21 protein-coding genes are annotated in these 21,361 nt (G+C 60.7%); 9 read left to right on the forward strand and 12 right to left on the reverse strand.

What is annotated here, in order from left to right:
- Positions 1-154 precede the first annotated feature (154 nt).
- From AC1RMF_RS08470 to AC1RMF_RS08480, 3 genes are all read right to left on the reverse strand, one after another.
- On the reverse strand, positions 155-985 hold the full coding sequence (locus AC1RMF_RS08470) for a carbohydrate ABC transporter permease (protein ID WP_493141121.1): 831 nt from the start codon (positions 983-985) through the stop codon (positions 155-157).
- Position 986: 1 nt separating this feature from the next.
- The gene (locus tag AC1RMF_RS08475; protein ID WP_342617017.1) at positions 987-1,847 is read right to left on the reverse strand and encodes a carbohydrate ABC transporter permease; all 861 of its coding nucleotides are present in this window, start codon (positions 1,845-1,847) and stop codon (positions 987-989) included.
- Between the two features lie 184 nt (positions 1,848-2,031).
- Positions 2,032-3,345, reverse strand: a complete 1,314-nt coding sequence (locus AC1RMF_RS08480) for an ABC transporter substrate-binding protein (protein WP_493141122.1) — start codon at positions 3,343-3,345, stop codon at positions 2,032-2,034.
- Between the two features lie 274 nt (positions 3,346-3,619).
- Between AC1RMF_RS08480 and AC1RMF_RS08485 the strand changes: the two genes are divergently transcribed.
- Positions 3,620-3,826 (forward strand): hypothetical protein, encoded by a 207-nt coding sequence (locus AC1RMF_RS08485; protein ID WP_493141123.1) that lies wholly within the window; start codon positions 3,620-3,622, stop codon positions 3,824-3,826.
- Here the strand turns inward: AC1RMF_RS08485 and aroC are convergent.
- Complete coding sequence (aroC, locus tag AC1RMF_RS08490; protein ID WP_493141124.1) at positions 3,823-4,917, reverse strand: chorismate synthase; 1,095 nt, start codon at positions 4,915-4,917, stop codon at positions 3,823-3,825. The genes AC1RMF_RS08485 and aroC overlap by 4 nt on opposite strands.
- A gap of 48 nt (positions 4,918-4,965) precedes the next feature.
- The gene (locus AC1RMF_RS08495; RefSeq protein ID WP_493141125.1) at positions 4,966-5,424 is read right to left on the reverse strand and encodes a CBS domain-containing protein; all 459 of its coding nucleotides are present in this window, start codon (positions 5,422-5,424) and stop codon (positions 4,966-4,968) included.
- Between the two features lie 104 nt (positions 5,425-5,528).
- Between AC1RMF_RS08495 and AC1RMF_RS08500 the strand changes: the two genes are divergently transcribed.
- Positions 5,529-6,827 (forward strand): O-acetylhomoserine aminocarboxypropyltransferase, encoded by a 1,299-nt coding sequence (locus tag AC1RMF_RS08500; protein WP_493141126.1) that lies wholly within the window; start codon positions 5,529-5,531, stop codon positions 6,825-6,827.
- A 1-nt stretch (position 6,828) separates the two neighbouring features.
- Positions 6,829-7,641 (forward strand): alpha/beta fold hydrolase, encoded by an 813-nt coding sequence (locus AC1RMF_RS08505; protein ID WP_493141127.1) that lies wholly within the window; start codon positions 6,829-6,831, stop codon positions 7,639-7,641.
- Positions 7,642-7,650: 9 nt separating this feature from the next.
- On the opposite strand, the gene AC1RMF_RS08510 is transcribed toward AC1RMF_RS08505, so the two are convergent.
- The gene (locus tag AC1RMF_RS08510) at positions 7,651-8,868 is read right to left on the reverse strand and encodes a YihY family inner membrane protein (RefSeq protein WP_342617009.1); all 1,218 of its coding nucleotides are present in this window, start codon (positions 8,866-8,868) and stop codon (positions 7,651-7,653) included.
- A gap of 20 nt (positions 8,869-8,888) precedes the next feature.
- Between AC1RMF_RS08510 and AC1RMF_RS08515 the strand changes: the two genes are divergently transcribed.
- The 5 genes from AC1RMF_RS08515 to AC1RMF_RS08535 all read left to right on the forward strand — a co-directional run bounded on the left by AC1RMF_RS08515 (position 8,889) and on the right by AC1RMF_RS08535 (position 12,877).
- Positions 8,889-9,317, forward strand: coding sequence for a DUF2069 domain-containing protein (locus AC1RMF_RS08515; protein ID WP_493141128.1), 429 nt, complete (start codon positions 8,889-8,891; stop codon positions 9,315-9,317).
- A gap of 14 nt (positions 9,318-9,331) precedes the next feature.
- The gene (locus tag AC1RMF_RS08520) at positions 9,332-10,759 is read left to right on the forward strand and encodes an FAD-binding oxidoreductase (RefSeq protein ID WP_493141129.1); all 1,428 of its coding nucleotides are present in this window, start codon (positions 9,332-9,334) and stop codon (positions 10,757-10,759) included.
- A gap of 175 nt (positions 10,760-10,934) precedes the next feature.
- Positions 10,935-11,780 (forward strand): thymidylate synthase, encoded by an 846-nt coding sequence (locus AC1RMF_RS08525; RefSeq protein ID WP_493141130.1) that lies wholly within the window; start codon positions 10,935-10,937, stop codon positions 11,778-11,780.
- Between the two features lie 5 nt (positions 11,781-11,785).
- Entirely contained in the window at positions 11,786-12,280 is a 495-nt protein-coding gene (locus tag AC1RMF_RS08530) for a dihydrofolate reductase (RefSeq protein WP_342617005.1), read from the forward strand.
- 3 nt (positions 12,281-12,283) lie between these two features.
- Complete coding sequence (locus tag AC1RMF_RS08535) at positions 12,284-12,877, forward strand: DUF4337 domain-containing protein (RefSeq protein ID WP_342617004.1); 594 nt, start codon at positions 12,284-12,286, stop codon at positions 12,875-12,877.
- A 3-nt stretch (positions 12,878-12,880) separates the two neighbouring features.
- Here AC1RMF_RS08535 and AC1RMF_RS08540 read toward each other — a convergent pair whose 3' ends face one another.
- A complete protein-coding gene (locus AC1RMF_RS08540) occupies positions 12,881-14,725 on the reverse strand; it encodes a bifunctional metallophosphatase/5'-nucleotidase (protein ID WP_493141131.1) in 1,845 nt (614 codons plus the stop codon).
- An 86-nt stretch (positions 14,726-14,811) separates the two neighbouring features.
- Here AC1RMF_RS08540 and xth point away from each other — a divergent pair, with 86 nt between their 5' ends.
- Entirely contained in the window at positions 14,812-15,594 is a 783-nt protein-coding gene (xth, locus tag AC1RMF_RS08545) for an exodeoxyribonuclease III (RefSeq protein WP_493141283.1), read from the forward strand.
- Here the strand turns inward: xth and ntrC are convergent.
- The 5 genes from ntrC to AC1RMF_RS08570 form a co-directional block, all read right to left on the reverse strand.
- Positions 15,586-17,103 (reverse strand): nitrogen regulation protein NR(I), encoded by a 1,518-nt coding sequence (gene ntrC, locus AC1RMF_RS08550; RefSeq protein WP_493141132.1) that lies wholly within the window; start codon positions 17,101-17,103, stop codon positions 15,586-15,588. The two genes, xth and ntrC, sit on opposite strands and share 9 nt — an antisense overlap.
- 26 nt (positions 17,104-17,129) lie before the next feature.
- The gene (gene glnL / locus AC1RMF_RS08555; RefSeq protein ID WP_342617000.1) at positions 17,130-18,179 is read right to left on the reverse strand and encodes a nitrogen regulation protein NR(II); all 1,050 of its coding nucleotides are present in this window, start codon (positions 18,177-18,179) and stop codon (positions 17,130-17,132) included.
- A 56-nt stretch (positions 18,180-18,235) separates the two neighbouring features.
- Positions 18,236-18,736 (reverse strand): hypothetical protein, encoded by a 501-nt coding sequence (locus tag AC1RMF_RS08560; RefSeq protein ID WP_342616999.1) that lies wholly within the window; start codon positions 18,734-18,736, stop codon positions 18,236-18,238.
- 188 nt (positions 18,737-18,924) lie between these two features.
- Complete coding sequence (glnA, locus tag AC1RMF_RS08565; RefSeq protein WP_342616998.1) at positions 18,925-20,340, reverse strand: type I glutamate--ammonia ligase; 1,416 nt, start codon at positions 20,338-20,340, stop codon at positions 18,925-18,927.
- Positions 20,341-20,550: 210 nt separating this feature from the next.
- On the reverse strand, positions 20,551-21,360 hold the full coding sequence (locus AC1RMF_RS08570) for a competence/damage-inducible protein A (RefSeq protein WP_342616997.1): 810 nt from the start codon (positions 21,358-21,360) through the stop codon (positions 20,551-20,553).
- Between the last annotated feature and the right edge of the window lies 1 nt (position 21,361).

A 21,361-nucleotide genomic window follows, 5' to 3' on the forward strand; every position in this document is an offset into this window, starting at 1 on the left:
TGGATTTCTCCTAATACTTGTTATGAATTGAGACCGCCGAGCGCCATGGGTGCCCCCAAGGGTGCGGCGGAACCGGCTTCGCCGGGCCGCTCGCACCGCCCCCTGCAAGGGGGAAAGCGGCTACGCGCAGCGAGCAAGCCGGGGGGTGTTCCATCTACTTCACCGCTCCGAAGGTGAGCCCCTGCACCAGCTGCTTCTGGCTGAACCAGCCAAACACCACGATGGGCGCAATCGCCATGAGCGAGGCGGCAGACAGCTTGGCCCAGAACAGACCTTCCGGACTGGAGTAGCTGGCAATCAGCGTGGCCAGCGTGCCGGCCTTGGCCGAGCTCAGGTTCAGGCTCCAGAAGGCTTCGTTCCACGACAGCACCAGGCACAGCAGCCCGGTGGATGCCAGGCCACCCACGGCCAGCGGCAACAACACGCGACGGAATTCCTGCCACAGCGTGGCGCCATCCATGCGGGCCGCTTCCAGGATTTCGTGCGGTATGTCCTTGAAATGGGAATACAGCATCCACACCATGATGGGCAGGTTGGACAGCGTGAAGATGATCACCAGCGCCAGTTGCGTGTCCAGCAGACCCGCACTTTGCGCCAGTACGTAAATGGGGACCAGCGCACCCACGGCCGGCATCATCTTGGTGGAGAGCATCCACATCAGGATGTCCTTGGTCCGCTTGCTGCGGAAGAAGGCCATGGAATAGGCCGCCGGAGCAGCGATCGCCAGGCCCAGCAAGGTGGACATGACACTGGTCACCACCGAGTTCTTGGCATAGAGCAGATAGTCGCTACGCTCCTGCACTTCCACGAAGTTGGCAAACGTCGGTTTGAAGAACAGCAGCGGCGGCACCGAGATGGCTTGCAACTCGGTCTTGAAGGCGGTGAGCACCAGCCATCCCAGAGGGAAGAACAGCAGCAGCGTGACTGCCCAGGCGCACAGCGTGCGCACGATGAGTGCCGGAGGGTATTTGGAGCGTTGTGCCATGTTATTTGTCCAGGTTCTTGCCGACCATGCGGATCAGGAATGCGGCTGCAATATTGGCCAGCACCACTGCAAACAAGGCACCGGCAGAGGCCACGCCAGCGTCAAAATTCAGCAGCGCCTGCTTGAAGATCAGGAAGGCCACATTGGTGCTCGCATCACCGGGGCCGCCACCCGTGGTGGTGTAGATCTCGGCGAAGACGCTGAGCAGAAAGATCATCTCGATCATTACCACCACTGCCATGGAGCGGCCCAGATGCGGGATGTAGAGGTAGCGCAGTTGCTGCAGATAGGTCGCACCATCCATGCGCGCAGCTTCGAGCTGCTCGCGGTTCATGCTCTGCAGCGCGGTCATGAAAATCAGCGCTGCAAACGGCAGCCATTGCCATGACACCATGATGATCACCGAGCCCAGTGGGAAGTCCGTGAGCCAGTCAATCGGCGTCGCGCCAAAGAACTTCCAGACCTGTGCCAGCACCCCGTAAATCGGGTTCATCATCATGTGCTTCCACAGCAGGGCATTGACCGTGGGCATGACGAAGAATGGCGAGATCAGCAGCAGCCGCACTGCGCCACGGCCAGGAAAAGGGTCATCGATCAGCAACGCAATGCCGATGCCGAACAGCACCGTCACCACGATCACGCTACCCAGCAGCAGCAGCGTATTCATCACCGCCACGGAAAAGGACGGATCGGTCAGAAAGTATTGAAAATTCTCCAGTCCGGCAAAACCTGTGACCTCGGGCTGCATCAGGTTGTAGCGGATGAAAGCAAAGTAGATGCTCATCACCAACGGGACGATCATCCACAGCAGTAAGGACGCCACTGCAGGAGTGAGCAGCAGGCGTGGCAATAGTCGTTTCATAGGGCGCAGTTCATCGTTGTTGTAGGTTTGGAATGCGTGAAATCAGATGCCCTGAAAAGGGTCATCAAATAAGGTTCAGTGGGCGTAGCGAGCGGCTTGAGGTGGCGCGCGGGGCGCACAGCCGTACTCTCGTACGGCGAGCACCACGCGCGTCAGATCAGGCCGCGCAGTAGCCCAATGATCCTTATTTGTAGTAGCCGCCCTTGGTCATTTCGCGCTCCGCCGCAGCCTGCGATGCCTTCAGCGCCGCATCCACCGTGGTCTTGCCAGCCAGAGCCGCGCTCATCTGTTGACCCACGGCGATACCAATCGCCTGGAACTCGGGGATGGCCGCAAACTGCACGCCTACGTACGGAGACTTGGGCAGCGTGCTGTCGTTGGGGTTGGCAGAGTCGATGGCTGCTTTTTCAGCCGCTGCAAACACGGCAGCCTTCTGGAATTCCGCATTGGCATAGGTGGACTTGCGGGTACCGGTGGGTACGTGGGCCCAACCATTGGTCTTGCCCACCAGGTTGATGTAGTCCTTGGAGGTTGCCCAGCTGATGAACTTCTGTGCAGCATCCGCGTTCTTGGTGCCGGCCGGAATGGCCAGTGCCCATGCCCACAGCCAGTTGGCGCCCTTTTGCGTCACGCTGTAGGGACCTCGTGCGAACGCCACCTTGTCAGCCACTTTGGACTGCTTGGGGTCAGTGATGAAGGATGCTGCGATGGTGGCGTCAATCCACATGCCGCACTTGCCTTCGTTGTACAGGGCCAGGATTTCATTGAAGCTATTGGCAGAGGATCCGGGCGGGCCGTACTTGGTCAGCAAATCCACGTAGAACGTGACTGCATCCTTCCAGGGCTTGGACTCGAGCTGGGGCTTCCACTTCATGTCAAACCACTGGGCGCCAAAGCTGTTGGCCATGGTCGACAGGAAGGCCATGTTGTCACCCCAGCCCGGCTTGCCGCGCAAGCAGATGCCGTACACGCCGTTCTTGGGGTCATTGATCTTGGCAGCAGCATCACGCACCTGGTCCCAGGTGGGGCGGCCTTCGAACTTGATGCCGGCCTTGTCGGTCAGGTCCTTGCGGTACATGAGCATGGAGCTCTCGCCGTAGAAGGGAGCGGCAAACAGCTTGCCATCCACGGACAGGCCGTCGCGCATGGCGGGTAGCAGGTCATCGACGTCATAGGCTGCGTCGGTCTTTAGTTCCTTGAGCCAGCCCTTCTTGCCCCAGATTGGGGTTTCGTACATGCCGATGGTCATGACGTCGAACTGACCGCCCTTGGTGGCGATGTCGGTCGTCACGCGCTGACGCAGCACGCCTTCTTCCAGCGTGACCCATTTGAGCTTGATGTCCGGATTGGCTTGCTCAAAGTTCTTTCCGAGCTTTTGCATCTCGATCATGTGACCGTTGTTGACGGTGGCAATCACCAGTTCGGTGGCCGATGCAGACAGCCCGCACAGGGATACCAGTAATGCTGCAGCCGTAGCTACGCGGGATTTGAGTTTCATGTTGTTGTCTCCAGAGTGATGAGAAGAGGTCTGTGCTCAATGCCTGAGTGCAACCAGCACTGACAGGTGAAAGATACCGACTCACAGATGCAGTAACGATACTTGCAATACCAGTTGAAATACTTATTTGCACCAGATACCTAGTATTTACACCTATGTCTGCAAAGATAGTACGCATTTCAATCAACCAATGCATACTTGCTTGGAACGTGCTGCCGCCTGGAAGACAATGCAATCCACACCGCAGGTCCTGCCTGTATCCGAGGTCTATCGCATGAAAAAAGATGACGACGATGAGCCCAGCGTCTGGGTCACAGTACTCAAGCTGGTCGTGGGCGCCATCATCCTGATCGGCGGGACCGGTCTGGCGCTTTGGTATGTGGATCAGGTGCAGGAAAACGCCAAGCCGGGCCTGGGCTCCGGCGTGGGCCCACCCGACTGGGGAATAGTGGGCGACAACCCACTCAAGAATCGACGTTAAATGCGGGCCGGAATCGGCTTGAGCGTGTGCTGCACGTCAGCGCACTGGGCGCGGTGGCGCAGTGCATGGTCCATCACCACCAGGGCCAGCATGGCCTCGGCAATGGGGGTTGCGCGTATGCCCACACAGGGGTCGTGACGTCCCTTGGTGATGACCTGGGTCGGGTTGCCGGACGAGTCAATCGAATCGCGCGGCGTGGTGATGGAACTGGTGGGCTTGATGGCAATGCTCACTTCCAAGTCCTGACCAGTAGTGATTCCACCCAGGATGCCGCCGGCGTTGTTGCTGGCAAAGCCCCGGGGCGTGAGCGAGTCGCCGTGTACGGTGCCGCGTTGCGACACGCTGGCAAAACCGGCACCGATTTCCACTCCCTTGACGGCATTGATGCCCATCATGGCGTACGCAATGTCGGCATCCATCTTGTCAAACAGCGGCTCACCCAGGCCCACCGGCACGTTGCTGGCCACCACGCGAATGCGCGCACCGCAGGAGTCTCCCGCCTTGCGCAGGGCATCCATGTAGTCTTCCAGGGCAGAGACGTCGGCCACCGGGGCAAAGAAAGGGTTGCGCGGCACATGGTCCCATGATTCGAAGCCAATCGGTAGTTCACCAATCTGCGTCATGCAACCACGGAATTCGGTACCGAACTTTTCCTTCAGCCACTTCTTGGCAACGGCGCCCGCCGCCACCATGGGCGCGGTCAGGCGCGCACTGGAGCGGCCACCACCACGGGGGTCGCGGATCCCGTATTTCTGGAAATAGGCGTAGTCAGCATGGCCGGGGCGGAAAGTTTCCAGCAGGTTGCCGTAATCCTTGCTGCGCTGGTCGGTGTTCTGGATCAGCAGGGCGATCGGTGTGCCCGTCGTCTTGCCCTGGTAGACACCGCTCAAGATCTGCACCGCATCGGGCTCGTTGCGCTGGGTCACGTGGCGGCTGGTGCCGGGGCGACGGCGGTCCAGATCAAACTGGATGTCCGCCTCGGTGAGCGCCATGCCGGGGGGGCAGCCGTCAATCACACAGCCAATGGCCGGGCCGTGGGATTCACCAAAGTTGGTGACTGCGAAGAGTTGTCCAAAGGTATTGCCGCTCATAGAAGGCGGATTATCCCAGAGCGCGCGGCCTGCTGGCCGCCCGGCACATCAGTTGGGCGCTGCAGGAGATTCACCCTCGGGCCAATCGCGGATATAGGCCTTGAGCATCTGGTTCTCGAAATTCTGGCTGTCCACCACGGCGCGTGCCACGTCGTAGAAGCTGATCACGCCCATGAGCATGCGCATGTCCATCACCGGCATGTAGCGGGCGTGGCGGTCCAGCATCATGCGGCGCACTTCGTCCATATCGGTTTCCATGGTGCAGGTCAGGGGCGCGTCGTCCATGGCGGTACGCACGATGGTGGTGCCAATGACGCCGCCATTCTTGACGAGGGTCTGGATCACTTCGCGGAAAGTCAGCATGCCCACCAGGTCGCCGTGCTCCATGACCACCAGCGAACCGATATCCTTTTCCGCCATCAGGTCCAATGCGCGGGACAAGGGTTCATCGGGATGGGCGGTGAAAAGCGTGCCGCCTTTGACGCGCAGGATGTCGCTGACTTTCATGGTGTTTCCTCAAGGCACTAGGTATGGGTATCCAGAACTTGAATATAGCCCACAATGTGTGGCTTTCCAGCCCCTTTTGACAACACTTCGCAACGGAGACGACCATGGCAGGTTATGCCGACCCCGGTTTCGACACGCTCGCACTGCATGCCGGTGCCACCATTGATGCCACCGGCGCGCGCGCAGTGCCAATCCACCTCACCACGTCCTTCGTTTTCGAGTCCAGCGACCACGCCGCCTCGCTGTTCAACATGGAGCGTGCCGGCCATGTGTATTCGCGCATCAGCAATCCCACCAATGCGGTGCTGGAGCAGCGCATCAGCGCGCTGGAAGGCGGCGTGGGCGCCATCTCGGTGGCCAGCGGACAGGCTGCCCTGCATCTGTGCATTGCCACCCTGATGGGCGCGGGCAGCCATGTCGTGGCCTCCACGGCGCTCTATGGTGGCTCGCAAAACCTGTTGCACTACACGCTGCGCCGCTTCGGCATAGAAACCACCTTCGTCAAACCGGGTGACCTCGATGGCTGGCGTGCCGCGGTGCGGCCCAACACCAAGCTGTTCTTTGGCGAAACCGTGGGCAACCCGGGGCTGGACGTGCTCAACACCCCCGAGGTGGCCGCCATTGCCCACGAAGCCGGCGTGCCGCTGCTGGTGGACTCCACCCTCACCTCGCCCTGGCTGGTGCAGCCCTTCACGCAAGGTGCCGATCTGGTCTATCACTCGGCCACCAAGTTCCTGAGCGGCCACGGCACGGTGATTGGCGGTCTGGTGGTGGACGGTGGCAGTTTTGACTGGGACGCCTCGGGCAAGTTCCCGGAACTCTCGGCACCCTACGAGGGCTTTCACAACATGGTGTTTACTGAGGAGGCATCGGTGGGTGCATTCTTGCTGCGCGCCCGGCGCGAAGGGTTACGCGACTTTGGCGCCGCCTTGAGCCCGCACTCGGCCTGGCTGATCCTGCAGGGCATAGAGACGCTGTCGCTGCGCATGGAGCGCCATATGCGCAATACCCAGCGCGTGGTGGAGTTCCTGGCCCAGCATCCTCTGGTTTCGCGGGTGGGCCACCCGATGCTGGAGTCGCACCCCGACCATGCTCTGGCGCAGAAGCTGCTGCCGCGCGGCGCCGGCTCGGTGTTCAGCTTCGACATCAAGGGCTCGCGTGCACAGGGCAAGGCCTTTGTGGAGGCCCTCAAGGTATTCAGCCATCTGGCCAATGTGGGCGACTGCCGCAGCCTGGTGATCCACCCGGCCAGCACCACCCACTTCCGCATGGACGATGAGGCGCTGGCCAAGGGCGGCATCAGCCAGGGCACGATACGCCTGTCCATCGGGCTGGAAGAGGCGGATGACCTGCTCGATGACCTCAAGCGCGCCCTGCGCGCTGCCGAGAAAGCAGGAGCCTGACATGCACATCCAGGTCCACAACGCCTCCATTTACTGCTACACCGCCGGCAAGTCTTTGGACCCTGCCAAACCCACCGTGGTGTTCATCCACGGCGTGCTCAACGACCACAGCGTGTGGATTCTGCAGAGCCGCTACTTTGCCAACCATGGCTGGAACGTGTTGGCGCTGGACCTGCCCGGCCACTGCCGCAGCACGGGTGCACCGGCCACCACGGTGCAAGAGGCTGCCGACTGGGTTCTGGCCTTGCTGGATGCAGCGGGCGTGGCCAAGGCCGCCTTGGTGGGCCATAGCTTTGGCTCCCTGGTAGCTCTGGAAGCTGCCGGGCGCGCGCCCGAACGTGTCAGCCAGTTGGTGCTGGTAGGCATTGCCTACCCCATGCAGGTATCGCCGGCACTGATCGACGCTTCCTTGAACAGCCCGCAAAAGGCGCTGGACATGGTGAATGTGTTCTCGCGCAGCACCCTGGCGCCTCCCCCTTCAGCCCTGGGGCCGGGCACCTGGATTTATGGCGCATCCATGGCACTGGGCAAGAAAGTGCTGGCCAGCAACAAGGCGGTCAATCTGTTTCACACCGGCTTTGTTGCCTGTGACAGCTACCGCAACGGCGAAGCCGCGATTGCGCAGGTTTCCTGCCCCGCCCTGTTCGTGCTGGGAGAGCAGGACCAGATGACGCCGCCCAAGGCGGCCAAGGCATTGATTGCCAAGGCGCGCAACGCCAGCGTGGTGATGCTGCCCGGCGGCCACCACCAGATGACCGAAACGCCGGAGCACATGCTCAAGGCTTTGACAGGCTTCCTCAAGGCCGGCGCCTGAGCGCCAGCGCTAGATGACCTCACGCAGCGTGATGGTGGGCCAGTGCGCGTGCTGCCAGAGCTTTTCGGTGGCCGCCACGCGCGGCAGCAGTAAGGCATGCATCAAGGGCTCCAGGGTCACCACTTCTGGGCGCGCCAGCAGCACATAGCGTGCAGCCGAGCCATAGGCGTCTGACTCATTGAGCTGGCCGACCCAGTCCATGGCAATCAGCGCTTCCATCACGGGCTCCATGCGCTGGGCATCGGTCGCCAGTATCTGGCACAGCTGCGCCAGGGTCCGGCCCTTGTCCTCCTGGCCCGCCGCGCGATCCAGCTCACCCAACACTTCCAGCGCCAGTTGGAACTGCCAGCCGACGCCGCTGCGCTTGCGCGGGATGCCAGCGATCAGGCTGGGCACATAGGCCGTCAGTGCCGCCCCCAGAAGCACGATGACCCACGCCATGTAGATCCACACCAGCAAAATCGGCAAGGTGGCAAAGGCACCGTAGACCGCCGAGTAGGTTGGCACCTTGCTGATGTAGATGGCCAGTAACCTCTTTGCCACCTCCATGCAGGCGGAAACAAACAGGCCGCCCATCCAGGCATGCCCCCAGCGCACAAAGGTGTTGGGCACGTAATGGAACATGGCCGCCATACCGCCGGCGACCAACAGGAACTGCAGCACATCGAGCAGGAATCCCAGCCCTCCCGGCATGGCACCCACCAAGCCCTTGGAGGCGGATAGCGCGTAAGAGGTCATGGTCAGGCTGGCGCCCAGTACCACCGGCCCCAGGGTCATGGCGGACCAGTAGATCAGCACGCGCTGGCCCAGCGGCCGCTTGGCGCGCACGCGCCAGATGCTGTTGAGCGTGCGGTCAATCGTGAAGATGAGCGCCAGTGCGCTGGCAGCCAATGCCGCCAGACCCGCAAAACCCAGTTTGCTGGCCTTGCCGGCAAACTGGTTGAGGTACCCCAGCACCTGGCGGGCGATGTTGTCGGGCACCAGGCTTTCGATCAGCCACTTCTGCAACACGTCCTGGAACTTGGAGAACATGGGAAAGGCCGTCAGCACCGCCAGCGCCACCGTGATCAGCGGAACCAACGCAATGGTGGTGGTGAAAGTCAGGCTGCTGGCGGTCAGGCCCAGCCGGTCCTCGCGGAAGCGCTCACGCAGCATATGGGCAGCGTCACGCCAGCGCACGCTGGACACTTCGGACAGCCAGACAAGAAAACGTTCGAACAATTGCATCCCGCTATGATGCCACTGCCATGTTCATTGCCCCCTCTTCCCCTCCCCTCGTTCCCAGTACCACCGCCGCCGTGAGTGCCAGCCGCTGGCTTGCCTTGGGCAGTCTGCTCGGTCTGGTGGTGCTGGGATTGCTCTGGGAGCTGTGGCTCAGCCCCTTGCGCCCCGGCGGCAGCTGGCTGGCACTCAAAGTATTGCCCCTGTGCATCCCCATTGCGGGGATTCTGAAAAACCGCATGTACACCTACCGTTGGGTTAGCCTGATGGTGTGGCTGTATTTCATCGAAGGCGTGGTGCGCGCCTGGGGTGACAGGGCCCCGGGCAACTACCTTGCCATGCTGGAAACCGCCTTGTGCCTGGTGCTGTTCGTGGCCTGCACCCTGCACGTGCGCGCACGCCAGCGCAATGCCAAATTTGCCACCGCGCACGCAGCGGACCAGCAGTCTGCCTGAAAGTTCCCTACAGCATGCCCCCTATTGCACAAGACTCGTTTTTGCACACCCTGCGCGCCATCGTGGGCGATGCCCACGTCCTCACCGAAGGCGATCTGAGCGCCTGGGAACTGGACTGGCGCAAGCGACAGCGGGGCAAGGCCCTGGCCGTGGTGCGCCCTGCCACTACAGAGGAAGTGGCTGCCGTGATCAAGGCCTGTGTCGCATCCGGCATCAGCGTGGTGCCGCAAGGCGGCAACACCAGCATGGTCGTGGGGTCGACGCCGGACGCCAGCGGCACCCAGCTCGTACTGAGCCTGACCCGCATGAACAAGATACGCACCCTGGACGCTGCCAATCTAACGGTGACCGTGGAGGCTGGCTGTGTGTTGCAGACTTTGCAGCAGGCCTGTGAAGCCCAAGGTTTCCTGTTCCCCTTGAGCCTGGCGGCCGAGGGCAGCTGCACCATAGGCGGCAATCTGGGCACCAATGCGGGAGGCACCCAGGTCGTGCGCTACGGCAATACGCGCGAACTCTGCCTGGGCCTGGAAGTGGTGACGGCGCAGGGCGAGATCTGGAGCGGCCTCACCGGCCTGCGCAAGGACAACACCGGTTACGACCTGCGCCACCTGTTTATCGGCTCAGAGGGCACACTGGGCGTGATCACCGCGGCCACCATGAAGATGGTGCCGATGCCGGCGGCCATGCTCACCGCTTTTGCTTCGGTGCCTTCGCTGGACGCGGCGGTCGAGTTGCTGGGACTGGCGCACAAGACGCTGAACGCCGGCTTGACCGGTTTTGAAGTCATGGGCGCCTTTGCACTCAGCCTGGTGCGCAAGCATTTTCCGCAGCAGCACATTCCCTTTGACGGCGAAGACCCGTATTGCGTGGTGCTAGAGGTGTCCGACCACGACTCCGAAGCCCACGCGCGCACCCTGCTGGAAACCCTGCTGGAGGAAGCCCTGCAGGACGGCTGCGTGCTGGATGCCGTGGTGGCCGAGAGCCTTGCCCAGGCCCGTGCGCTCTGGCATATCCGCGAAAGCATTCCCCTGGCCCAGGCCCAGGAAGGACTGAACATCAAGCACGACATTTCCATTGCGGTGTCGCGCATTCCCGACTTTGTGCGCGAGACCAATGAGCGGATCGCCCAGGCATTTCCCGGCGCACGCATGGTGACCTATGGCCACCTGGGGGACGGCAATCTGCACTACAACGTGCAAGCCCCCGAAGGCAGCGATGCCGAGGCCTTCCTGCGCGACCAGGAAAAGCCCATGAATGCTCTGGTCTACGCTCAGGTGGACAGCTACAACGGATCCATCTCCGCCGAGCACGGCATCGGTAGCCTCAAGCGCGAAAAACTCGCTGAGCACAAATCCCCCGTGGCCCTGGACCTAATGCGCGCCATCAAGCAGGCCCTGGACCCGCACAACCTGATGAATCCCGGCCGCATGCTCAAGCCCTGACCGGGAAAGGCGTCTGAAACACCTCCATGGCCCGGAGGAGTCCGGGTGTCAGAGCGGTATGCGCAGGTAAAGGAGGAGCCCGCACAGCGGGCGGGGGACACGGAGCATACCGCTCTGACACGCGGACTCCGCACCAGCGACAATAGAGGCCCAAACCACCATGTTCCAAAGTGTCATGAAAAGCCCGCAAACCCAGCGCCCCGTGCGCTCCCAATACGAAGATTTCATGCGCCACGTGTACACCACGGGCGTCCAGAAGACCGACCGCACCGGTACCGGTACGCGCAGCGTGTTTGGCTACCAGATGCGCTTTGACCTCAACGAAGGCTTTCCCCTGGTCACCACCAAGAAGGTGCACCTGCGCTCCATCATCCAGGAGCTGCTTTGGTTCCTGACCGGCTCCAGCAACAACAACTGGCTCAAGGAACGCGGCGTATCCATCTGGGACGAGTGGGCAAAGCCAGATGGCGACTTGGGCCCGGTGTACGGCGTGCAATGGCGTAGTTGGCCCACACCCGATGGAGGCCATATCGACCAGATCAGCGAACTGGTCAAGACGCTCAAGACCAACCCCGATTCGCGTCGCATGATCGTGAGCGCCTGGAACGTGGCCGACCTCTCCAAGATGGCGCTGATGCCCTGCCATGCGTTCTTCCAGTTCTATGTGGCACCCGGCGAGAATCCCGGCGACAAAGGGCGCCTGAGCTGCCAGCTCTACCAGCGCAGCGCCGATATCCTGCTGGGCGTGCCTTTCAACATCGCCAGCTATGCGCTGCTGACCCATATGCTGGCCCAGCAATGTGACTTGGAGGTGGGCGACTTCATCTGGACCGGTGGCGACTGCCACATCTACAGCAACCACCATGAACAGGTAGAAGAACAGCTCAGCCGCGCGCCATTCCCCTACCCCACACTGCACATCAAGCGCAAACCCGACTCGATCTTTGACTACGCCTACGAGGACTTTGAAGTGCTGGACTACCAGAGCCACGCCGCCATCAAGGCGCCTGTGGCCGTGTGAGCACGATGAAGCTGCACCTCATCTTCGCCCGCAGCCGCAACGGCGTCATCGGCAAGGACAACGCCTTGCCCTGGCATCTGCCGGAAGACATGGCGCATTTCAAGCGCACCACCCTGGGCTGCCCGGTCATCATGGGCCGCAAGACCTGGGATTCGCTACCACCCCGCTTCCGCCCCCTGCCCGGCCGCGCCAATGTGGTGGTGACGCGCCAAGCCGACTGGCAAGAGGCTGGCGCATTGCGCGCCGATTCATTGCAAGCCGCCTTAGCCTTGTGCGGCATCGCCGAAAACGCCTGGGTCATAGGCGGCGCGCAAATGTATGCACTGGCACTGCCCCTGGCCGCCTCGGCGGTGATTACCGAGATCGATGTGGATGTTGAAGGCGACGCATTTGCCCCTACATTCGATGCGACATGGCGGGAGACCGCCCGCGAAGAACACGTGGCAGCCAACGGGCTGTCATATCGTTTGATTACCCTAGAACACAATACAGGAGTTTGAAGAATGTCTGAAGGTGGATTTCACGTGCATGGCCCCCACGACCATGAGCTGGAGCATGCGGTGCAAGGCGGCCATGGCGACCATGGCAAAGGCGGCGGCATGATCAACCAGATCGCGATGTTCACTGCCATCATCGCCACGGTGGGTGCCATCTTTTCCTACATGGGCGGCGCAACCCAGGCCAACGCCGGCTTGTTCAAGAACAATGCGGCACTCAAGAAGGCCGAAGCCTCCAACCAGTGGAACTACTTCCAGGCCAAGAGCACCAAGCAGTCTCTGGCCGAGCTAGCGCGCGATCTGGCCCCGGAAGCCAAGCAGCCCACCTACCAGGCCAAGATAGACCGTTACGAAAAAGAGAAAGCCGAGATCAAGGTTGCTGCGGAAAAGCTCGAAGGCGAAGCCACCGAGTGGGACCACCAGAGCGATGAGCAGATGCACCAGCACCACCGCTGGGCACAAGCCACTACGGTGCTCCAGGTGGCTATTGCGCTGGCGGCCATTGCCCTGCTGACCAAGAAGAAATGGCTGGAGTACGCCATGTTTGGCGTGGGCGGATTGGGTGTGATCGTGGGTGGCCTGGCCGCGATGCACCTGTAGTAATCAGTTCAGCCGCTGGATGCGCCCCATCACCGGTGGCGGAACAATGCCCTTGACGCGCAGGTAGAGCTTGGTCACGGCCAGGTCATTGTCACCTTCCTGCACATTGCGGCCGCTCTTGAACACATTGAAGGCGTCGCCGCCACTGGCCATGAAGCTGTTGACCGTGACGCGGTAGAGCTTGTTCATCTCCATGGGCTCACCGTTCAGGCGCATGGAGCCGGGCACCACGCGGTGGCCGGTCCCCGGTGCGGCCCCTTCGGGCTTGCTGGCATCCCACACATAGCTGAAACCCTGCGACACGGGCAGAACGCGCCCACCTGCGGGTTGGGGCCGCTCCCATTGCTGCTCCAGCAAACGCAGGATTTGTGCGCCCGTCAGATCCATGGTAACCAGGGTGTTGTTGAAGGGCAGCACATTGAACAGCTGTCCGAAAGTGACGGTGAGACTGCTGGTGAGATCGCTGCGCAGTCCACCTGGATTGGTAAAGGCGATCTGCGCAGGCTTGTCGCCGTAGCTGCTGTCGGACGTTCCCGCCAGAAAGGCATCGGCAATCAGCGCACCCAGGGTGCTTTCGCCCGCTGCATTGGTGCGGCGTTCCAGCGGCGCGGTCAGGCGCCCCACTTCCATCTCGGACAGCGGTGCGGTCAGGTCACCGTAACGTCGCACAATGGCCTCCACCTGCGGGTCGGGCTCCAGCGCCTTGGCGCCTTGGGGCAATGGCAGCGGATTGCCATTGATGTCCTTGACCACCGCCCCATTGAGCACGACGAAGTTGTTGGCGTCCTTGGCCACCACCTTGCGAGCCATGGCGTCGATCTGCAAGTCGATACGTGTGAGCAGGCGGCCATAGAAGCCGGTCTGCGTGACCAGCTTTCCGTCCGGCCGGGTGCACACGTATTCCTGATGGGTATGGCCGCTGACCACCACATCCACGGCTGAGTCAAACCCGTCGGCCAGATCGAGAATAGGGCCGCTGAAATCCGGACAGGTCTTGTCTTGGACCGTGCGCGCACCGGTTTGCCCGCCCTGGTGAATCAGCACCACGACCGCAGCTGCGCCTTGCGCCTTCAACTGGGGGGCCAGCTTGTTGACCGTTGCCACCTCGCTCACAAAACGCAGGCCCACCACACCTGCGGGTGTCACCACCGACGGCGTAGCGCGCAACGTCAGGCCGATGAAGCCAATCTTCACGCCGCCAACTTCGCGCAAGGCGGTGGCGGGCAGCAGCGTCTGCTCGGTGCGGGTGTCTACCACATTGGCCGCCAAGTATTGGAACCGGGCACCCGGAAAGCCACCTGCGTTCATGCAGGTGTCCTTGCCCACGATCCCGGTGCTGCCATCCTCGGCGCGGGGATAGCAGCCACCATTTTGCAAGCGAAGCAACTCCTTGCGCCCCTTGTCGAATTCGTGGTTGCCCACGCTGGAGATGTCCAGCCCGATCTGGTTGAGCACCTCGATGGTGGGTTCGTCATGGAACAGGCCGGAGGCCAGCGGCGTGGCCCCCACCAGGTCCCCCGCCCCCACCACCAGCGTGCGCCCGGGGTTTTGGGCGCGTAATTCGCGCACCAGACTGGCCAGATAGGCAGCGCCTCCTGCAGCCACGCGTGTGCCGCTGGCATTGGCGGCATCAGGCATCAGCACACTGCCTGCGGGCGGCAGGATGTTGCCGTGGAAATCATTGATGGCGATCAGCGACACATGCACCGGCTCGTCGGCCCGAGCAGCAGGCACCAGAGTGGCGCAGAGCAACGTGACCAGTGCCGCAAGCGCCATGGAAATGCGCACAGCGCGCAAGGCTGCCATGGGAGAGTAAACAGACTGGTCTGCAGGCGCGCACTTCTTCATCAACAGCTCCGGCGAGTTGGCACAATGCATCAACTATAGTGCCGCAGCATGACCCTTCAACAACCCTATTCGCAATGAGCAAATCCATGAAATACGCCACCTGGAACGTGAACTCCCTGAGCGTGCGGCTGCCGCAAGTACTGGACTGGCTGGCCACCAACCCGGTGGATGTGCTGGTGCTGCAGGAACTCAAGATGACCGACGACAAGTTCCCATTCGAGTCGTTTGCCCAAGCCGGTTACGAGCCGCATTGCTTTGGCCAGAAGACCTACAACGGTGTGGCCTTGCTGTCGCGCTTGCCGGTCAGCGATGTGGTGAAAAACATCCCTGGCTTTGACGACGACGGGGCCCGTGTGATCACCGGCACCGTGGGCGAGGGTATGCAGGCCGTGCGGGTCGTGGGCGCGTATTTCCCTAACGGCCAAGCACCGGGCACCGACAAGTTCGAATACAAGATGGAATGGCTCAAGGGCCTGCGCAACTGGCTCAAGGCGGAACTGGTGACACACCCGCGCCTGCTGCTCATGGGCGACTACAACATCACGTTTGATGACCTGGATGTGTGGGACCCGGTGGGCATGCGCGACCAAATCCATTGCACCGAGGAAGAACGCTACCAACTGCGCGCGCTGATTGCGCTGGGCTTGACCGACAGCCTGCGCCTGTTCGAGCAACCGCCCAAGAGCTACAGCTGGTGGGACTACCGCGACATGGCGTTCCGGCGCAACCGCGGTCTGCGCATCGACCATATCCTGGTGAGCAATGCGCTCAAACCGCAGGTGACGGCCTGCACGATTGACAAGACGCCGCGCAAGAATGAGCGCCCCAGCGACCACGCTCCCGTGGTCGTGGAGATCAACTCACTCTAGGCCCAGCTCCTGGATCTTGCGGGTGATGGTGTTGCGGCCGATGCCCAGCTTGTGGGCGGCCTCGATGCGCCGCCCCTTGGTACTGGCCAGCGCAGCCAGGATCAGACGTGACTCAAAGCGTTTGGTCAGCTCATCCCACACGTCCAATCGGCCCGAGCTCAGCAGGGCTATGGCCTCACCTTCCAGACCCGTTTCCCAGCCCTGAACCACCTCGGTCTGGACCGTCGCTGCAGGTGCGACGGCGGACGCTGCGGTCACAGGGGCATCCACTGCAGGAATGCTTGCCACCACAGGCGCAATCCCGGCACCGGGCGCTACAGGCACCTTGGGCGGTTGATCGGTCCGGGCCACACCTACCTCCGGTGGCAAGTCCTTGGGTTCGATCAGTTGGGCCGGCGCCATCACCGTCAGCCAATGGCACAGATTCTCCAACTGTCGCACGTTGCCGGGAAAGGCAAAACCTTCCAGCCAGGTCAGTGCGGCCTCAGAAATGCGCTTGGGCTCCACACCCAGTTGCTTGGCGCTCTGCTGCAGGAAGTGGCGGGTCAGCATGGCCACGTCCTCCTTGCGCTCGCGCAAGGCAGGCAAGCGCAGGCGAATCACGTTGAGGCGGTGGAACAAGTCTTCGCGGAATACACCTTCCTTGACACGCTGCTCCAGATCCTGGTGCGTAGCGGCAATGACGCGCACATTCGTCTTGACGGCGCTGTGGCCGCCCACGCGGTAGAAATGTCCGTCGGACAGCACGCGCAACAGACGCGTCTGCAACTCGAACGGCATGTCGCCAATTTCGTCCAGAAACAGCGTGCCGCCGTCAGCCTGTTCGAAACGCCCACGGCGCATGGTCTGAGCACCGGTGAAGGCACCTCGCTCATGGCCAAACAGCTCGCTTTCCAGCAAGTCCTTAGGAATGGCTGCGGTGTTGATGGCAACAAACGGACCGCTGGCACGCGGTGAATGCTTGTGCAGTGCACGCGCTACCAGTTCCTTGCCGGAGCCTGACTCGCCAGTGATGAGCACCGTGACGTTGCTCTGCGACAGGCGTCCAATGGCACGGAACACGTCCTGCATGGCGGGAGCCTGCCCCAGCATCTCGGGCGTTTCGGCCATGCGCTCTTCACTGACCTCTTCGCGCTGGCTTTCTTCCACGGCGCGGCGAATCAGTTCGACGGCTTTGGTCAAATCAAATGGCTTGGGCAGGTACTCGAAGGCACCGCCCTGAAAAGCGCTGACAGCGCTGTCCAGATCGGAGAACGCAGTCATGATGATCACCGGCAAGCCGGGATACTTGGCCTTGACCTTTTCCAGCAATTCCAGACCAGAGCCACCCGGCATGCGGATGTCACTCACCAGAATCTGCGGGCCTTCGTCTTCGGCCGCGGTCGATAGCGCCGCCAGAACGTCACGTGTATTGGAAAAACTGCGCGTGGGCAAATGCTCTCTTAGCAGTGCTTTCTCAAGCACGAAGCGTATGGATTGGTCATCATCAACGATCCAAATCGGCTTCATGGTTATCTTGTCCCTTGTGTCTGGCATTACGGTAACGGAATCAGAATCTTGAAGTCCGTACGGCCGGGCACGCTATCAACTTCGATCGAACCATGGTGCTGTTGAACAAAGGTTTGCGCCAATGTCAGTCCCAGGCCAGAACCGCCTTCTCTGCCCGACACCAGCGGATAGAAAATGCGGTCCTTGATCGAATCTGGCACGCCAGGTCCGTTGTCGATGACATGCAATTCCAATGCCAACCGGTAGCGCTGCTTACCAAATGTTATTTGCCTTACAACACGCGTGATGAATGTCAGCTCTGCATCGCCGTCGGCAATGCGTTCACTGAGTGCTTGCGCAGCGTTGTGCGCGATGTTGAGCACTGTTTGTATCAATTGCTCACGGTCCCCGCGGAACTCGGGAATGGAGGTGTCATAGTCGCGTAACACACGCAGACCTTTGGGGAACTCAGCCAGTATGAGAGAGCGCACACGCTCGCACACTTCGTGGATGTTCACGTCACCTACCAGATGGGGTCTGCGGTGCGGAGCCAGCAAGCGGTCCACCAGACTCTGCAGACGATCGGCCTCGTGAATGATGACCTGCGTGTATTCGGTGAGTTCCGGTGAATCGATCTCAAGCTCCAGCAACTGTGCCGCACCGCGGATTCCGCCCAGCGGGTTCTTGATTTCGTGTGCCAGATTGCGGATGAGTTCCTTGTTGGTCTGCGCCTGCTCCATCAGCCGCTCTTCACGGTCTTGCCTTGCCTGTTGCTCCAGCGGCACCATCTCCACCACGATTTCGTCACCCAGGTCGGTACGGGTGACGATGACATGCACAGGCATTGCCTCGTAACCCACGCGCTTGAGCCAGGCGTCATAGCGTAGAGCGGCGAATTCATTCTCGCTGGCACCCTCCAGCGCGTTCTGCAACTGACTGGGCTCAGTGAAGGCATCGGCAAAGACGGAACCAACAATGGATCTGCGCGATATGCCCAGCACATCCTCCAGTGCCGCGTTGGAGAAAAGGACCAAACCATCCCTGTCAACCACCGTGACCAGGGTAGCCAGCAAGTCAAACGACTGGTAGACAGACACGGACGTGTTCCGTGGACTTTCAGATTCAGGAGTTGAGTCAGTCTTGTTCAAGCGAACTATTTCCCATTGGAATTGGACGCGCCGGAGGAAGACGATCCCCCCTGTTGCGCAACACGCGCCAGTTCCCGCTTGATACCTGCGATATCGGCTTCGCCCCGGGCAATGGCAGCCTTGAGGTCAGCAACACGATCCAGATACTTCTGGTAGTTGCGGGTTTCCGGCCCCAGTTTTTCGGGCTCTCCGTTGTTGTATTCCTTGAGCAATTCGGCCTGTCTGGCTTCGGCCTTCTTGAGTTCACCTTCCAGAATCAGTCGGGCATCGGAATCCTTGGCACGCTGGTCTGCTGAATCACCGCGTGGTGCACTGGACTTGCCAGGGGGCGGCTTGACCGCCTGAATGACCGTGACATTGCCGCCGGAAATCAGTTTGCAATTCTTGGCCTGAGCCTCCGAAACCGTATTGGTGTATTCGTTGCCACACCGATAGATGCGGTCATCGGCAGCCCAAGCCACCGAGAGTGCCGAAACCAGAAGACATACGGAAAAAACAAATTTCATTATCAGTCCACCCATTGCGAAGGTCGGGGCAAGCTAGCAGTATGCGCCAAAAACAGCAGCGTACTGAATGTACTCAAAGCCGCCTTGGATCTTTACCATTTGGGCAGCAGATCCGCCAACGAAAAAGGACTGCTTGCGCAGTCCTTCCCGTGAGCATCCCCGCAAGGAGACGCTTCGCACACACCTGATTACAGGGAGTAGTACATGTCGTATTCCACCGGATGGGGAGCCATGCGGAAGCGGGTCACTTCCTGCATCTTCAGATCGATGTAGGCATCCAGCATGGAATCGGTGAACACGCCGCCCTTGGTCAGGAACGCACGGTCCTTGTCCAGGTAGTCCAGCGCCTGGTCGAGGCTGTGGCACACGGTTGGCACCAGTGCATCTTCCTCGGGAGGCAGATGGTACAGGTCCTTGGTGGCGGCTTCGCCGGGGTGAATCTTGTTTTCCACGCCGTCCAGACCCGCCATCATCAGTGCGGAGAAGCACAGGTAGGGGTTGGCGGAAGGATCGGGGAAACGGGCTTCCACGCGACGGCCTTTGGGGTTCGCCACAAACGGGATACGGATGGAGGCGGAACGGTTCTTGGCAGAGTAAGCCAGCTTCACGGGCGCTTCGAAACCAGGAACCAGGCGCTTGTAGCTGTTGGTGCCAGGGTTGGTGATGCCGTTCAGGGCACGGGCGTGCTTGATGATGCCGCCGATGTAGTACAGCGCGAAGTCGGACAGACCGGCATAGCCGTCACCAGCAAACAGGTTCTTGCCATCTTTCCAGATGGACTGGTGCACGTGCATACCGGAGCCGTTGTCGCCAGCGTAGGGCTTGGGCATGAAGGTGGCGGTCTTGCCGTAGGCATTTGCCACGTTCCAGACCACATACTTCAGGACCTGGGTCCAGTCGGCGCGTTCAACCAGGGTGCTGAACTTGGTACCGATTTCGTTTTGGCCAGCGCCCGCCACTTCGTGGTGGAACACTTCAACTGGAATGCCCAAGGATTCGAGGATCAGGGACATTTCAGCGCGCATGTCTTGCGTGCTGTCCACTGGGGGAACGGGGAAGTAGCCGCCCTTAACCGTGGGACGGTGACCGCGGTTGCCACCTTCGAGCTTGGCGCCGCTGTTCCAGGGAGCTTCGTACTCTTCGATTTCGAAGAACACCTTGCCGGGTTCGTTGGTCCAACGCACGCCGTCAAAAATGAAGAATTCGGGTTCCGGACCGAAGTAGGCCGTGTCGCCCAGGCCGGAAGCCTTGAGGTAGGCTTCAGCGCGCTTGGCGATGGAGCGGGGGTCACGGTCATAGGCCTTGCCGTCGCTGGGCTCAACCACGTCACACTGCAGGAACAGCGTGGTTTCTTCAAAGAAAGGGTCGATGTTGGCGGTGTTGGCGTCGGGCATGAGCTGCATGTCCGATGCTTCAATGCCCTTCCAGCCGGCGACGGAAGAACCGTCAAAAGCATGGCCGGAAACAAATTTGTCTTCGTTAAAGGCGGAGATTGGCACAGTGACGTGCTGCTCCTTGCCACGGGTATCGGTAAAACGGAAGTCAACAAACTTGACTTCGCTTTCTTTTACCATCTTCATCACGTCTGCGACGGTCTTGGCCATCAATAACTCCTGTTGCACGGTTAAAAAAGGATTGCCGAATTCTCAATGCAGCTTTTGTGCCAGAACCTTCCGGCAAACCATTCTGAGAACACAGGCCATTTTGCCCTGAGATTCAGGGATTTCTCAGCCCATCAGGTTACGACAGGCAAACAAGCACCATCTTGACGCCCCATTTTGGGGCCACCACGAATTGCCCTTATATGGTGCGTTTTATTTGCGCACCATTTCGGGACCCAGTGGGACATCCATTGCCTTCAGCGCTGCGACCATTTCCCGATATGCGGCCTCTGCTGCCCCGGGAAGTCCCTTGACGCCCAGCTCAATATGACGACCGTATTCCGGATGGTCCACGCTAGGCAAACTAAAAACCTTCACCGGATGTGCCTGCTCAATGTGCTCCATCAGGGGCGTCAAGGTAGCCTCCATGGCACCAAATACGATCAGCGAATTCTCCTGCCATGCATCCTGGCGGAAGTGGGCTGCATAGTAGGTGTCTAGCACCCATTCCACCATGGGGTGTGCCATCACGGGAAAGCCGGGCACGAAGTGCACCGCACCTTCTGCGGCGCCTGTGCAGCTAAAGCCGGGTATTTTGTTGTACGGGTTAGGGATGATCTGGGCGCCTTCGGGAAACACGCCCATGTTCAACCGGTGCTTGTTGTCATCCCGCTCAGGTTCGTAGGGAACGCCCTTCTCCAGCGCCAAAGCGCGCATGCGTTCCTGGATCAGCAGTTTGGCTTCCGGATGCAAGAGCAAAGGTCGTTGCAAGGCCGCCGCCGCGCACTGGCGCGTATGGTCATCCGGCGTTGCACCTATACCTCCAAATGAAAAGACCACGTCGCCGGAGGCAAATGCACGCTGGAGCGTGGCCGTGATGCGATCGGGTGAATCTCCGACGTAATCGGCATATGCCAAAGGCAATCCGCGCGCGCCCAAGAGTTCAATGGCCTTTGACAAGTGCTTGTCTTCACGGCGCCCGGACAGTATTTCGTCGCCAATGATGATGATTCCAAAATGCATA

This window comes from Rhodoferax sp. GW822-FHT04A08 (genome assembly GCF_058801025.1).

What these genes read in the sequence shown, in the direction of transcription:
- xth (WP_493141283.1), top strand. Translation starts at nt 14,812, where the DNA reads ATGAAATACGCCACCTGGAACGTGAACTCCCTGAGCGTGCGGCTGCCG.
- AC1RMF_RS08485 (WP_493141123.1), top strand. Translation starts at nt 3,620, where the DNA reads ATGAAAAAAGATGACGACGATGAGCCCAGCGTCTGGGTCACAGTACTC.
- AC1RMF_RS08570 (WP_342616997.1), bottom strand. Translation starts at nt 21,360, where the DNA reads ATGCATTTTGGAATCATCATCATTGGCGACGAAATACTGTCCGGGCGC.
- AC1RMF_RS08560 (WP_342616999.1), bottom strand. Translation starts at nt 18,736, where the DNA reads ATGAAATTTGTTTTTTCCGTATGTCTTCTGGTTTCGGCACTCTCGGTG.
- AC1RMF_RS08470 (WP_493141121.1), bottom strand. Translation starts at nt 985, where the DNA reads ATGGCACAACGCTCCAAATACCCTCCGGCACTCATCGTGCGCACGCTG.
- glnA (WP_342616998.1), bottom strand. Translation starts at nt 20,340, where the DNA reads ATGGCCAAGACCGTCGCAGACGTGATGAAGATGGTAAAAGAAAGCGAA.
- AC1RMF_RS08480 (WP_493141122.1), bottom strand. Translation starts at nt 3,345, where the DNA reads ATGAAACTCAAATCCCGCGTAGCTACGGCTGCAGCATTACTGGTATCC.
- AC1RMF_RS08525 (WP_493141130.1), top strand. Translation starts at nt 10,935, where the DNA reads ATGAAAAGCCCGCAAACCCAGCGCCCCGTGCGCTCCCAATACGAAGAT.
- AC1RMF_RS08510 (WP_342617009.1), bottom strand. Translation starts at nt 8,868, where the DNA reads ATGCAATTGTTCGAACGTTTTCTTGTCTGGCTGTCCGAAGTGTCCAGC.
- AC1RMF_RS08535 (WP_342617004.1), top strand. Translation starts at nt 12,284, where the DNA reads ATGTCTGAAGGTGGATTTCACGTGCATGGCCCCCACGACCATGAGCTG.
- AC1RMF_RS08505 (WP_493141127.1), top strand. Translation starts at nt 6,829, where the DNA reads ATGCACATCCAGGTCCACAACGCCTCCATTTACTGCTACACCGCCGGC.
- AC1RMF_RS08520 (WP_493141129.1), top strand. Translation starts at nt 9,332, where the DNA reads ATGCCCCCTATTGCACAAGACTCGTTTTTGCACACCCTGCGCGCCATC.
- AC1RMF_RS08500 (WP_493141126.1), top strand. Translation starts at nt 5,529, where the DNA reads ATGGCAGGTTATGCCGACCCCGGTTTCGACACGCTCGCACTGCATGCC.
- AC1RMF_RS08475 (WP_342617017.1), bottom strand. Translation starts at nt 1,847, where the DNA reads ATGAAACGACTATTGCCACGCCTGCTGCTCACTCCTGCAGTGGCGTCC.
- AC1RMF_RS08495 (WP_493141125.1), bottom strand. Translation starts at nt 5,424, where the DNA reads ATGAAAGTCAGCGACATCCTGCGCGTCAAAGGCGGCACGCTTTTCACC.
- ntrC (WP_493141132.1), bottom strand. Translation starts at nt 17,103, where the DNA reads ATGAAGCCGATTTGGATCGTTGATGATGACCAATCCATACGCTTCGTG.
- AC1RMF_RS08515 (WP_493141128.1), top strand. Translation starts at nt 8,889, where the DNA reads ATGTTCATTGCCCCCTCTTCCCCTCCCCTCGTTCCCAGTACCACCGCC.
- AC1RMF_RS08540 (WP_493141131.1), bottom strand. Translation starts at nt 14,725, where the DNA reads ATGAAGAAGTGCGCGCCTGCAGACCAGTCTGTTTACTCTCCCATGGCA.
- aroC (WP_493141124.1), bottom strand. Translation starts at nt 4,917, where the DNA reads ATGAGCGGCAATACCTTTGGACAACTCTTCGCAGTCACCAACTTTGGT.
- AC1RMF_RS08530 (WP_342617005.1), top strand. Translation starts at nt 11,786, where the DNA reads ATGAAGCTGCACCTCATCTTCGCCCGCAGCCGCAACGGCGTCATCGGC.